Genomic DNA, 12,946 nt, shown 5'->3' on the forward strand with positions numbered 1-12,946 from the left:
GTCAGGCGGTCCGGGGCGCGCCCTCTGACCGACGTGGTGTGTGCGGTGCCCATGCCGGCAGGCCTGCCGAGCGCAGGTTCAGCGCGATGGTCCGGCCGCCCGGCCGACCGACTCCACGAGCGGCAGGAGCCGGTGCGGCACCCGCTCACGCAGCGCCATCTCCGTGCGGGTACGCACCACGCCGGGCAGATTGATCAGCCGCTGGATGACGTCCTCGAGATGCCCGTTGTCCCGCGCGGCGACCCGGGTCAGCAGATCCCCGCCGCCCGTGATCGAGAACGCCTCGATGATCTCGGGCACCGCCGCGAGCGCGTCGCCCACCTCGTCCAAGTGGCCCTGGGTCACCTCGATATGGACGAAGGCGAGCACCGGATGCCCGAGCGCGGCGGGGGAGAGATACGGGCCCGTGCCCGTGATCACCCCGTCACGCTCCATCCGGTCGATTCTGGCCTGGAGTGTGCCGCGGGCGATGCCGAGTATCCGGGCGTACTCGCGCACGCTGGTGCGCGGCTGTTCGATCAGCAGTCGCAGAATGCGGGTGTCGAGCGCGTCCACTGCCATGGTCAGACGGCCTTCCCTGGTCCCGATGAGCTCTCTCCGACTGTACCGATGGCCCAGTGGCTGTGCCTCCGGTCGGGCCAGTGGTCTCGCCATCGTTGCGCTCGCCGAGCCGTTGTGGCGGGAGTGTCCCGAGGATGCGATCGGGAGGCGGGATCGGGCCAGGACCGGACGGGTCGGGCTGTCGTGGTCCGTTGGCCCTGCCTTGGTCCTGATCCGCAGCCTCCTGCGGTACCAATGGCACAGCAGGATCGGTCCCGGTTGAGCCACTGACCGGAAGGATGCTTTCCTTTTCGGAGACAGGCGCTGCGCAGCGCCGGACCGGCGACGGAGCCGGACCGGACCCGCGGCGCCTTTGCCATGCCGTGGGGAGCGCCGCACGGCGCGTCGATCGGAAGGGGGCGGGGCGACCGTCGTGTGGAGTGTGACCGGCGTGAAAAAGATGTTCAGCGCGCCCGACCCGGGCCGCCTGCGCCTGCGGGTGTCGGCGCGCGCCGTACTCGGGGTCGGCCTCGCCGTGGCCGCTGCCGAGATGGCCGGGCTCTCCTTGATCGCGTCCGTCACGGGCGGCCTCGCGGCCCTTCTGGCACTGTTCACCGTGGCCGACCCCACCGTGCGCCGCCAGGCCGGCACCACCGCACTGCTTCCCGCCGTCGGCTTTCCCGTGCTCGCCCTCGCCACCGCCCTCCACGGGCAGCCGCTGCTGCGCGCCGCCGCCTGGCTGGCCGTGATCTTCTGCGGTGTCTACGCCAGGCGCTGGGGCCCACGCGGGCACGCGCTCGGGATCTTCGCCTTCATGATGTTCTTCGTCACCCAGTTCCTGCAGGCGCTGCCGGCCCAGCTGCCGGAGCTGTACGCCTCGGTGGCGCTCGCCCTGGCGGCCTCATCGGCCGTCCGCTTCGGGCTGTGGTGCATCGAGCGCCGTACGCCGCCGCCCGCGCAGCCTGCCCCGCTGCCGGGACGCGGACTGGCCCGGCTCACCACCCGGCAGGCCTTCCAGGCGACGGCGGCCTGCGGCGTGGCACTGGCCGTCGGGCAGCTCATCTCCCCCGAGCGCTGGTACTGGGCCGTGGGTACGGCTTGGTGGATCTTCGTCAACACCGCGTCGCGCGGCGAGACGCTCGTGCGCGGCTTCCGGCGTGTCCTCGGCACGGTCACCGGCATCGCCGCCGGCCTGCTGATCGCGATTCCCGTCGCGGGCGCCCCCGCCCCGACCGCCGTGCTCGTCGCGGTGTGTGTTTTCGGGATCTTCTACACGGCGGCCCCCTCGTACAGCTGGATGATGTTCTTCGTGACCGTCATGGCCGGGCTGCTCTACGGCCTGCTGGGTGTGCTCCATCCCGGGCTGCTCCTGCTGCGCTTCCAGGAGACCGCGGTCGGCGCGCTGGGCGCCGCTCTCGGTGTCGCGCTGATCCTGCCCGTCACCACGCATGCCGCGACCGACGCCTGGATCCGGCGCGCGGTGAGCTGTGTGCACGGCTGTACCACCGCGGCGGCCCGGCGGCTCGCCGGGGACGAGAGCGCGGACCCCGCACCCCTCGCTGCCGAACTGGAACTGCTGCTGGGCCGGGTACGCCTCTCGCTCGCGCCGCTGGTCCACCCGCTCAGCCCGCTGCGGGCCCGCAAGGCGCGCGCCCGGCAGGTCATCGCACTGCTCGACGACTGCGCGCGCGAGGTGCGCGGGCTGGCCGGGGTCACCGCGGACCCGCAGGCCTCGCACGATGCCCGCCTCGCGGCGGCGTGCGCCCGGGTGGAAGCGGCCGTGCACGCCCTCGTGCCGCCGAGCCCGGTGACCGCCACGACGGTGGTGGAGGTCGTCCCCGTGTCCGTCCCGCGTCATCACCCCGGCGCGGAGGCGGCCTTGAGTCATCTGCACGGATTGGAGAGGGCGCTCGCCGGGCTGGATGCGCCCCTTCGCACTCCGCCGCGAGCCCCTCTGGTGCCTGCCTGACCAGCGACATGCGCAGAACATGGCGTATGAGGTGGTTTTACTCTGCATACAGAGGGTGGATCTGCCTGCGCGAAGGGTAGCCACAGCGGCATCCTGTTTGTCCCCCAGGACCTCAGAGGTGCGGCATCATGCGGAAGTCCCTGCTTCGAGCCCTTCGCCGGGCGCTGACCCCGAGCCCAGCGTCCGATCGGGTCGCGGACGGGTCCGTGCCCGCTGCCCGGTGCCCCGCCGGCCATGCCCCGCCGGACCGTGCCCCGGAAGCCGCCACCCACTCCGCTCCGCACACCGCGACGGCGGACCCTGCGTGGTTGCGGGCAGAGGCGGAGGAGTTCATCCGGCTGCACCACGCCGAGAACCCCGCGGCGGGGGACCCGCAGGTCCGGACGGCCGCCGTACTGGCCGAGATCGAGGCGACCGGCACCTACGTCCACACCCCCGCCGAACTCGCCCACGGTGCCCGCGTCGCCTGGCGCAACAGCAACCGCTGCATAGGCCGCCTGTACTGGCGCTCGCTGCAGGTACGCGACCGGCGGCACATATCCGACGCCGACGGCGTGGCGGCCGAAGCGGTCGGGCATCTGCGTCAGGCCACCAACGGCGGCCGGATCCGCCCTGTGATCACGGTCTTCGCACCGGACGCCCCCGACCGCCCGGGACCCCGTATCTGGAACGAACAGCTGGTCCGCTACGCGGGCTACGCCGGCGGCCCCGGTACGGGCACCGAGCCCGGGTCCGTCGTCGGCGACCCGCGCAACGCCGGACTCACCGACCTCGCCCTCCGGCTCGGCTGGCCGGGCGGGCCCGGTACCCCCTTCGATCTGCTGCCTCTGGTCATCGAGGACGGCGACGGCAAGCCGCGGCTGTTCGAGCTGCCGCCCGATTCCGTCATGGAAGTGCAGCTGCAGCACCCGGAGGAGAGCTGGTGCGAAGGCCTCGGGCTGCGATGGCACGCCGTGCCCGCCATCGCCAACATGTGCCTGGAGATCGGGGGAGTCTGCTATCAGGCAGCCCCGTTCAACGGCTGGTACATGGGCACCGAGATCGGAGCCCGCAACCTTGCCGACACCGACCGCTACGACCTGCTGCCCCGTGTCGCCGATCACCTCGGCCTCGACACGGCGAGCGACCGTTCCCTGTGGAAGGACCGCGCGCTCGTGGAGCTGAACCGTGCGGTGCTGCACTCCTTCGACCGCGCGGGCGTCACGGTCACCGACCACCACACCGAATCGCGCCGCTTCCTGACCCATATCGACCGGGAGGGAAGGCACGGCCGCGGCGTGGGGGCGGACTGGTCGTGGATCGTGCCGCCGATCTCGGGCTCGGCGACCCCCGTCTTCCACCGGACGTACGACACCGCCGAGTCGCGTCCGGCCTACGTCCACCACCCCGAGGCGGCTGCCCGCGCCCGCGGCGAGTTCGACCTGTGATCCAATTTGGTCTAGACCGCCTGCTACCGTCGGGCTTCGTGCGCGCGCATCTGGCGCGGGCGAAGGGGAGGACGCTGTGGGCGACAGAGGTGCGGGGCGGGCCTTCATCGGGTCGTTCACCTCGGCGGGCGGGCGGGGTATCGTCGCGGCCGAGGTGGATCCACGGACGGGAGCACTGACCGAGACCGGGGCAGGCGATGCCGTCCCCGACCCGTCGTATCTCGCCGCCGGGCCCACGGCAGAGGGCGGCCCGGTCCTCTACGCGGTCTCCGAGACGGCACAGGGGACGGTGGCCGCCTACGACATCGCGGGGCCGCTGCCGCGCCCGATCTGCGCACCCGTGGCCGTGTGCGGGGACGCACCGACGCATCTCGCGGTGGCCGGCGGTCACCTGCTGACCGCCAACTACGGCTCCGGGAGTGTCACCGTGCTGCCGCTCGCCGCAGACGGCACCCCGTTGCCCGCGAGCGCCGTACTGCGCCACGAGGGTACGGGCCCCGACCCGGCCCGCCAGCTCGCCCCGCACGCCCACCAGGTACTGCCCGACCCGTCGGGGCGGTGGGTGCTCAGCGTCGACCTGGGCACCGACTCGGTGCGCATCTGCTCACTCGACGCCGAGCGGGGAGAGCTGACGCTGCACGGCGAGACCGCGCTGCCGCCCGGCACCGGCCCGAGGCATCTCGCCTTCCATCCCGCCGGGCGCCACGCCTATGTGCTCGGCGAACTCGAACCGACGGTGACCCTGTGCCGCTGGGACGCGGCGGGCGGGGCGCTCGAGCCCGTGGGGGAGCGGCGGCTGTTCCCGGACAGCTCCGACGGCCCCGCCTACCCCTCGGCGCCGGTCGTCTCGCACGACGGCCGCCACCTGTGGGCGGCGGTACGCGGTACTGACACCATCGCCGTCCTCGCACTCGACGAGACCGGGGAGAAGGCGGAGGCGGTCGCCTCGGTGCCGTGCGGGGGCCACTGGCCGCGTGATCTGACCCTGGACCCGGCGGGCACCCGGCTGTATGCGGCGAACGAGCGCTCGGGCGACGTCACGTGGTTCGACCTCGACCCAGCCACCGGCATTCCCCACCGTGCCGGCTCGCTGGCCGTGCCCGCCGCATCCCGCGTGATCTTCGTCTGACGGCAGGGGCCGCTCGCTGGACGGCCCGGCCTGTGAACCCGCGGGTCCCCGGCCTGCACGGCAGTCCTCGGCCGCGGGGTGCGCCCGGGTATCCAGGCCGCGCGTGCCGGCTGTCACGTGGCTCCCGCAAGGGTGTCCGTGGTGCTCCGCGCCGCTCGTGGTTGCTCCGCGCCGCTCGTGGTTGCTCCGCGCCGCCAGGCCGTGTCCGACGCATCCCGTCTGGCGCGCGACACCCGGCACGCACTCCCCCGGAGCTTCGCCTGGGGTACCCCCAGCTGCGTTGCCGGAGTCGTGCGAGTACGTCCAGTACGAGGACGACCTCCCCCGGCCTCCGGCCGGGCGGTACCCCCACCGCCCTGCGACTGCACGCACCGGACGCCGCGCACCCCGCCCTGCGGACGGACGGCGCCATGTGTCGGACACGCCCCTGCGCCGTGTGCGGCAGGGGTCCGCGGAGCTGCCGCAGCAGCGCGAAGGGCCCGGGCCGTGTTCCGCCGGCCGGCCAGGGCCCCTTCGTGCATCTGCCGGCGTCAGCGCTGCTGGCCGCCGTGCGGCTGCGGCGCGATGCCGAGTGCCGTCGAGTACTGCGCCAGCACCAGCTTGCCGATCGCCGGGTACGCGCCCAGCGCCTCGGCGGCCGCGCAGCCCGCCTCCTTGGAGGCGGCGTCCAGCAGCCCCTCGGGGACCTCGGGGCCGACCAGGTACGGCGCGAGCGCCAGCTGGGCCGAGCCCGAGCCGCGCAGCTGCTCGGCGATCGCGCGCACGGCGCCCTCCTGGTCGAGCGCGGCGGCCATCACCGGCACCGCCAGACGCGCGGCCAGCAGCATTCCGGTGATCCCTGCGGCCTGGACCGCCTCCTCGCCGCCGACCGTGGCCAGGATGATGCCGTCGGCAGCGGTGGCCACGGTGAACAGGCGGGCACGGTCCGCGCGGGCCAGACCGGCCTCGGAGAGGCGCACATGCAGCGCCTCGGCGAGCAGCGGGTGCGGGCCGAGGACATCGGTCAGCTCGGCGGTGGCACGGCTGTCCATGACCGCCTGACGGATACGGCGCATCGTCGCGTTGTCCGGGCCGGCCAGCAGCGGCACCACGACGGCGGCGGGACCCTCGGGCTCGGCCACCTCCCGGCCTGCCGCCTTGGCGATCTCGAACCGCTCGGTGCGCCGGGCGGCGGTGTGCGCCAGCACGGACTGGAGCGTGGGGTACTCGGCATCGTCGCCGTCGAGGTAGCCGATGCCGACCTCGAGGCCGGGCAGCTCGGACCGCGCGATGCTGACAACCTCTTCGGCCAGGCTGCGCGTGGCGGGCGCGGCCGCGCCGGGCACGGCGAGCACGAGCACGGGCGCACCCTCAGGTGCCGCCACGGGTTCCGGTCGGCGGTGCCGACCGGACTGGCGGGGTCGCGGCATTCGTACAGGCAGGCCGGGTGCCGGCCCAGTGGGGGAGCTCATGGCGCCGCATGCTACTGGTTTTGCCGGCGGGACTGTTCGGGGAGGGGGCGGTCACGTGTCATCTGTCCATATTTATCCCGTGGATGCGGTACGTCTCAGTCCGCCGGCTCTGCCGGGACGGACAGCATCGTCGGATGCGACGGCAGCCGCAGCCCGTCCGAGGCGAGTGCGGTGGCGAGCAGCAGGGCGCCGGAGAGCGGATCACCCGCTGCCGACACCGGCCGCGCATAAGGAAGTTGGGCTGCCAGCTCGGCCCGCAGCGGAGCGAGCAGCGGCTCGCCGAGCTTCAACAGCCCACCCGTGAGCGCGACTTCACAGCCGCCGGGCACTTGGCCCGGGGGTGGACACACGGCAGCGGCGGCCTCCGCGACATGTCCGGCGGCCCGCGCAAGGATGCCGGCGGACACCGGATCCTCGCCCGCGCACTCCGCGACCTCGGGGGCGAACGAGGCGAGTATCGCGGGCCGGTCGGTGCGTGGATACAGCAGCCCCGGCAGCTGAGCCGCCGGCCCGAACACCGACTCCATCCGGGCCAGCAGCGCCGGCGAGCCGCCCCGCCGCCCGTCGTGGGCGCGCAACGCCGCCTCCAGACCCGCCCGGCCGATCCACGCGCCGCCGCCGCAGTCGCCCAGCAGATGGCCCCAGCCGTCGGCACGGTGCCAGACAGCCAGATCCGTCCCCAGTGCGACCATGCCGGTGCCCGCGGCGACCACGGCACCCGGAGACTGGCCGAGAGCGCCCGCGTACGCCGTCACAGCGTCGGTGGCGAGGCCCAGACGCCGGACCCCGAGCGCACCACGCAGCGCGACTGGCAGCTCGGCCCGCAAGCCGGCACCGAGCGTCGCCATGCCCGCGGCGCCGATCACCATCGCAGCCGGTGCGTCTTTTCCCGTACCCGCGCGCTCCAGCAGGCCGCGCGCCATCGGCAGCAGTTCCTCGAGCAGGTGCCCGGCGTCGATCCCACCAGGGCCCGTACGCACCGGCGTACGCGACACGACGGTCTCGACGCGCTGCGGGTCCTTCACGTCGGCGAGTGCCACCCGCAGGCCGGAGCCGCCCGAATCGACCCCGAGCACCCAGCTCACGGAAGCCGCCAGTCGACCGGCTCGGCGCCCTGGCGCAGCAGCAGGTCGTTGGCACGGCTGAACGGGCGCGAGCCGAAGAAGCCGCGGTCCGCGGACATGGGGGAGGGGTGCGCGGATTCGATCGCCGGCAGATCGCCCAGCAGCGGCCGCAGATTGCGGGCATCGCGGCCCCACAGCACGGACACCAGAGGTTTGCCCCGGGCGACCAGCGCCCGGATCGTCTGCTCCGTGACCTCCTCCCACCCCTTGCCACGGTGCCCGCCGGTCTTGCGGGGCGCGGTCGTGAGCGCCCTGTTGAGGAGCAGCACGCCCTGTCCGGCCCAGGGGGTGAGATCCCCGTTGGCGGGACGGGGATGTCCCAGATCCGCGTTCATCTCCCGGAAGATGTTGTCCAGGCTCGGCGGCCACGGCCGCACCTCGGGCGCGACCGAGAAACTCAGTCCCATCGCATGCCCTGGTGTGGGGTAGGGGTCCTGCCCCACGATCAGGACACGCACCTCGTCGAACGGCTGCTGGAATGCGCGCAGCACATGAGGTCCGGCCGGCAGATAGGTGCGGCCCGCGGCGATCTCCGCACGCAGGAAGTCGCCCATCGCTGCGATGCGTTCGGCCACGGGAGCCAGGGCTTCGGCCCATCCGGGCTCGACGATTTCTCTCAATGGTCGTGGTGCCACGAGCGGCTGTCTCCAGGTGTCACTTGTGTGCCAATGAGCAGCCTTGGGTCAAGGCGCCCTTCCACCTGCAAGGCAGGCAAGTGGATCTCGCCCGGAAGCGGCGTCCCGGGCACCCCTTCCAGCGCTTCCATTGCCCGGTCCCACAAGCCTGAGCGGTGCCAGCGGATGAACGCTGAAGCAATGGAGCCGAAGGGGCCGTACTGGGCAGGGAGATTGCGCCACGTGCAGCCCGTACGGGCCTTGTGCAGGATCGCCTCAAGCGTCTGCCGGGGGTCCGTTGACGAGCGACCCGGGCGCGATCCGTGTAGGCGATGCCGTAGCCCTTGGCCTGCTCCTCGGTGGATACCCGGAGGTAGGCAACGGCGCGGATTTGACCGGGGCGCACTGCTTGGCGTGCTACTTCTGTCGCCACTGTGAGAGTGTTGGTCACGTCAGTCCCTTCACGACTGGCAGACGATCCCGGCGGTGTTGCTGCACCGTCGGGATCACTTATGTCTGCCGCATCCTATGCGGCCGGTCTGTCACTCCGAGGCGAAAACAGGATGTGCAGCAGGCGGCTGTACGCGCCTTGGTCGTGCTCGGTGTTGACGGCCCAATCCATGCGGACCTCGGGCATGGCTTGGTCCCGGGGCTCGCAGGTGGCAGCGGTGAACTGGCACCACTGTTTGACGGGGATGGCTTCCAGGAGCGGCAGCCATTGTGACGGCAGTGCGTCTTCGGCCCGGAAGATTTCGGCGAGTTCGGCGATGCTCAGCACGGTGATGGTGCGTGCCCGGGCAGACCGCCAGGCCCGGACCATACGGTCGAAGACCTCCAGGACCGCAGGCGGTCGCACAAGGAAGACGTAGTTCTCGGCGAGCATGCGCGCGGCGGGCATGCTCTTTGGCTTGGGGGACATGAGCAGGGCGGTGGAGCCGCTGGGGGCGGTGGGGAGGGGCCGGAGGCAGCCCACCGACGAATTTCGCTGGGGCTGCAAGACCTTTCTGGCCTCGGGGGCAGGTGTCGGCCCCGACTCTCCCGAAGTCATCCCCCTTGGGGCCCCGACCAGCGAGTCGTGTGTCCGGCCGAGGACGGCAAGGCCTGCGGAACAGTGCTTCCACTTGGGACACCCCCGCACCGCCCGTGTTCAGCGCAACACCGCCGCCCGCACGCACAGCACGTCGGGCAGATGAGAGGCGAGCTGCTGCCAGCTGTCCCCGTCGTCCGCGCTCGCGTACACCTCGCCGTTGCGATTGCCGAAGTACACGCCTGCCGGGTCCGCATCGTCCGTGCACATGGCGTCCCGCAGCACCGTCCCGAAATGGTCGCCCTCGGGCAGCCCGTGCGACAGCGCCTCCCAGCTGCCGCCCGCGTCCGTGGTGCGGTAGACGCGGCAGCGGCGCCCGGCCGGGACACGGTCCGCGTCCGCCGTGATCGGGAAGACGTACGCGGTGTTCGTGCGGTGCGGATGGGCGGTCACCGCGAAGCCGAAGTCGGACGGCAGGCCCTCCCCGATGTCCGTCCAGTTCGCTCCCGCGTCGTCGCTGCGGTACACGCCCCAGTGGTTCTGCAGGTAGAGCCGGTCCAGATCGCCCGCATCCTGCGCGATCTTGTGGACACACTGCCCGAACTCCGGGTCGGGGTCGGGCAGGAAGACCGCCGAGACCCCGTGATTGGACGGCGCCCAGCTGGCCCCGCCGTCCCGGGAGCGGAAGACGCCGGCCGTCGACACGGCGACAGTGACGGAGTCGGGGTCCCTGCGGTCCGTCACCACCGTGTGCACCGCCTCACCGCCGCCGCCCGGCACCCACTGCGAGCGGGTGGGGTGCTCCCACAGCGGCCGTACGAGTTCGAAGCTCTCGCCGCCGTCCTCGGACCGGAACAGCGCGGCGGGCTCGGTGCCTGCGTAGACCACGTCGGGTGTGGCATCGGGGCCGGGATGCAGCTGCCAGACCCGCTCCAGAGAGGCGCCGGTGTCCTTGGGGAACTTGACCGCGGGCTTCCCGGGCTCGACCCATGTCGTGCCGAGGTCGTCGGAGTGGAACACGGACGGACCCCAGTGCGTGCTGTCGCCGCCGACCAGCAGCCGGGGCACGGTCCTGCGGGTGTCGATACCGATCGAATAGATGGCCTGCGCATTGAAATGCGGGCCGTCGAACTCCCATGCGCCGCCGCTCCTGCGGCCGATGAAGAGCCCCTTGCGCGTGCCCACGGTGAGAAGTACGTCAGTCATGGCCTCATGCCTCCAGGACGCCGGTGTCTGGATACGGGCCAGTCTGCACCCGGCCACTGACAGCGGCCTGCGGGCAGCTTCTCGGCGCAGATCGGCCCGGCATGTCAGACCTGGCGCGCGGCCGGAATTCATCGGTTGTGGGGAAGCCGGAATTCATCGGGCGCGGGAAACCCGGGCAGGGCGGCCGTGAAACCCCGGGGCAGCCGGCCGGTACCGGCGCCCTGGACCCGCCGCACCGCCGCCGGCCCTTCGGGGCCGCCGCCGTCACCTGCTGCCGGCGTCCGCGGCGGCCAGCAGGCCGGACCAGTCCGCGATCTTGACCGAACCCCGGCCCAGCGTGCGCCCGAGCTCCGCCTCGGCCCGTTCGATGGCCAGCCAGCCCGGCCACTGCACCGGGCGGTGCCCCGCCTCGCGCAGCCGCGCCAGCGGGTCGTCGGCAACCGTGCGCAGCGCCAGTTGCGGCGCGTCGTCGAGCAGCGCCGACACGGTCTCCTTGGCACACGGGCGGTTGGTGCCGATCACACCGGTAGGGCCGCGCTTGATCCACCCGGCCACATACTCGCCGGGCGCGTGCTCGCCCTCCCGCAGCACCCGGCCCCCGGCGTTCGGGACCGTGCCGTGGGCGGCGTCGAAGGGAAGTCCGGGCATGGGCACGCCCCGGTACCCCACCGCCCGCAGCACCAGCTGCGCCTCGAGGTCCTCGTAGCTGCCCGTGCCCCGCACTCCGCCCTCGCCGTCGGGCGCGGTCCGTTCGAAACGCACCCCCGACACCCTGCCGTCCCGCTCCAGCAGTTCCACCGGCCGCAGGAAGAAGCGCACCCGGATCGTGCGCGGCCGTACCTGCGGCGGGCGCGTGGCCCAGCCCCGTACGACCTCCAGATTGCGCCGGGCGGCCGCGGACAAGGTGGTGTCCTGTGTCGTGTACGCGGGCTCCAGGGCCAGGTCCGACTGCTCCACCCGGACGTCGGCGGACGGCAGGGATCCGAGCTCGCGCAGCTCCTTGGTGGTGAACTTGGCCTGGGCAGGGCCGCGTCGGCCCACCATGTGCACCTCGCGCACCTGGCTGGCCTCCAGTGCGCCGAGTGCGCCCTGCGGGACATCGGTCGGCCGCAGCTCGTCGGCGCCGCGCGCCAGGATCCGGGCCACGTCGACGGCCACGTTGCCGACGCCGATCACGACCGCGGAACGTGCCCCCAGAGCGAAGTCGCCGGCGACGGCATCGGGGTGGGCGCTGTACCAGGCGACGAATTCGGTCGCCGAGTGGCTGCCGGGCAGATCCTCGCCGGGAATGCCGAGCCTGCGGTCCTGGGCGGCCCCGACGCAGTATATGACCGCGTGGTAGAGCTCGAGCAGCTCCCGGGGGCCGATGCCGTGCGCGCCCACCTCGACATTGCCGATGAACTCTATGCGCTCGTCCTCGAGTACGGAGCGCAGATTGTTCTGCAGCGACTTGATCTTCTCGTGGTCGGGTGCGACCCCGTAGCGCACCAGACCGTACGGGCAGGGGAGCCGGTCGAGGATGTGCACGCGCACCTCGGGCACCCGCAACTGCTGAGTGAGGGCCTGGGCGGCATAGACCCCGCTGGGTCCCGATCCGACGACGGCGACACGAAGCACGGCCGGCGCTCCTTCCCGAAGGGGATTCCAGCATCGCACCGGCGCGCGGTGCTGGGCAGATGCCGGGCCGTGTCGTCACGCCCACGTCGTGTCACATCTGCTGCATCCGGCCGATCTCACTCGTCTGCTGCGCGATCACCTCGTTGGCCATCTCCTCGACCAGCACGTTGTTCCCGTCCGAGAGGACTTCGACCGCCATGGTGACGGCGCCCTGGTGGTGGGTGATCATCAGTGTCAGGAAGAGCTGGTCGAAAGCCTCGCCCTTGGCCGCGCGCAACTGGGCCAGCTGGGCCTTTGTGGCCATCCCAGGCATCGCGCCATGGTCGTGCCCGCCCCCTGCCTTCTCCCCACCGTTGTTTTTCAGCCAACCTTCCATCGCATCCACCTCCGGCTGCTGAGCGGCGGCGATGCGCGCCGCCAGCCGCTTGACCTGTGTGGATTCCGCGCGATCCGTCGCAAGGGCGGTCATCTCGATCGCCTGCCGATGGTGAGTGATCATCATGCGCGCGTAGGTGAAGTCGGCGGAGTTGGGGCTGTCGTCGGGGGCGGCCTCGGCCGCCTCCTCGGCGGAGAGCGTCCTGGCGGGCTCACCCGGCTTTCCCGGCGCCACCACGGCGGGGCCGGCACCCTCCTTGGCCTTGGCGTCAGAGCCGGATCCCGACTCGCAGGCCGCCAGGGCGAGTACGGCACCGGCGACCGCGGCTGCGACGGCCGACCGGCGGACACACGGGGTCTTGCTGCGGTTCAACACGGAGACCTCCTGTGGCACTTGGTCGTTTCGGTGACCGTCCTAGCATGCCTGCGAGTGGAGTTGATCAAAAACCTTCATTACGTCTGTGTTG

General features: G+C 72.2%; 12 protein-coding genes. 3 read left to right on the forward strand and 9 right to left on the reverse strand.

Annotation, left to right across the window (positions count from 1 at the left end; genetic code table 11):
• Nucleotides 1–78: 78 nt before the first annotated feature.
• Nucleotides 79–561 (reverse strand): Lrp/AsnC family transcriptional regulator, encoded by a 483-nt coding sequence (locus OHS70_RS32465; protein WP_328403385.1) that lies wholly within the window; start codon nt 559–561, stop codon nt 79–81.
• 439 nt (nt 562–1,000) lie between these two features.
• On the opposite strand from OHS70_RS32465, the gene OHS70_RS32470 reads away from it, so the two are divergent.
• The 3 genes from OHS70_RS32470 (at nt 1,001) to OHS70_RS32480 (ending at nt 5,065) form a co-directional block, all read left to right on the forward strand.
• Nucleotides 1,001–2,509: an FUSC family protein gene (locus tag OHS70_RS32470; protein WP_328406064.1), complete on the forward strand. Its 1,509-nt coding sequence runs from the start codon at nt 1,001–1,003 to the stop codon at nt 2,507–2,509.
• 308 nt (nt 2,510–2,817) lie between these two features.
• Nucleotides 2,818–3,936 carry a nitric oxide synthase oxygenase gene (locus tag OHS70_RS32475; RefSeq protein WP_328403387.1) on the forward strand — a complete coding sequence of 373 codons (1,119 nt, stop codon included), beginning with the start codon at nt 2,818–2,820 and terminating at the stop codon, nt 3,934–3,936.
• Nucleotides 3,937–4,012: 76 nt separating this feature from the next.
• On the forward strand, nt 4,013–5,065 hold the full coding sequence (locus tag OHS70_RS32480; RefSeq protein WP_328403389.1) for a lactonase family protein: 1,053 nt from the start codon (nt 4,013–4,015) through the stop codon (nt 5,063–5,065).
• Between the two features lie 530 nt (nt 5,066–5,595).
• On the opposite strand, the gene OHS70_RS32485 is transcribed toward OHS70_RS32480, so the two are convergent.
• From OHS70_RS32485 to OHS70_RS32515, 8 genes are all read right to left on the reverse strand, one after another.
• Nucleotides 5,596–6,516: a sirohydrochlorin chelatase gene (locus OHS70_RS32485; protein ID WP_328403391.1), complete on the reverse strand. Its 921-nt coding sequence runs from the start codon at nt 6,514–6,516 to the stop codon at nt 5,596–5,598.
• Nucleotides 6,517–6,611: 95 nt separating this feature from the next.
• The gene (locus OHS70_RS32490; RefSeq protein ID WP_328403393.1) at nt 6,612–7,601 is read right to left on the reverse strand and encodes an N-acetylglucosamine kinase; all 990 of its coding nucleotides are present in this window, start codon (nt 7,599–7,601) and stop codon (nt 6,612–6,614) included.
• Nucleotides 7,598–8,275, reverse strand: a complete 678-nt coding sequence (locus tag OHS70_RS32495) for a uracil-DNA glycosylase (protein ID WP_328403395.1) — start codon at nt 8,273–8,275, stop codon at nt 7,598–7,600. The genes OHS70_RS32490 and OHS70_RS32495 overlap by 4 nt, the downstream gene beginning before the upstream one ends.
• On the reverse strand, nt 8,257–8,619 hold the full coding sequence (locus OHS70_RS39165; RefSeq protein WP_443062770.1) for a transposase: 363 nt from the start codon (nt 8,617–8,619) through the stop codon (nt 8,257–8,259). Before OHS70_RS39165 ends, OHS70_RS32495 begins: the two co-directional genes overlap by 19 nt.
• A 161-nt stretch (nt 8,620–8,780) precedes the next feature.
• Nucleotides 8,781–9,173, reverse strand: a complete 393-nt coding sequence (locus OHS70_RS32500; protein ID WP_328403397.1) for a hypothetical protein — start codon at nt 9,171–9,173, stop codon at nt 8,781–8,783.
• A gap of 228 nt (nt 9,174–9,401) precedes the next feature.
• A complete protein-coding gene (locus OHS70_RS32505) occupies nt 9,402–10,487 on the reverse strand; it encodes a WD40/YVTN/BNR-like repeat-containing protein (protein ID WP_328403399.1) in 1,086 nt (361 codons plus the stop codon).
• Nucleotides 10,488–10,751: 264 nt separating this feature from the next.
• Nucleotides 10,752–12,104 (reverse strand): FAD-dependent oxidoreductase, encoded by a 1,353-nt coding sequence (locus tag OHS70_RS32510; RefSeq protein WP_328403401.1) that lies wholly within the window; start codon nt 12,102–12,104, stop codon nt 10,752–10,754.
• A gap of 91 nt (nt 12,105–12,195) precedes the next feature.
• Nucleotides 12,196–12,852, reverse strand: coding sequence for a DUF305 domain-containing protein (locus OHS70_RS32515; protein ID WP_443062771.1), 657 nt, complete (start codon nt 12,850–12,852; stop codon nt 12,196–12,198).
• Nucleotides 12,853–12,946: the final 94 nt, after the last annotated feature.

This window comes from Streptomyces sp. NBC_00390, from assembly GCF_036057275.1.
Lineage (GTDB): Bacteria > Actinomycetota > Actinomycetes > Streptomycetales > Streptomycetaceae > Streptomyces.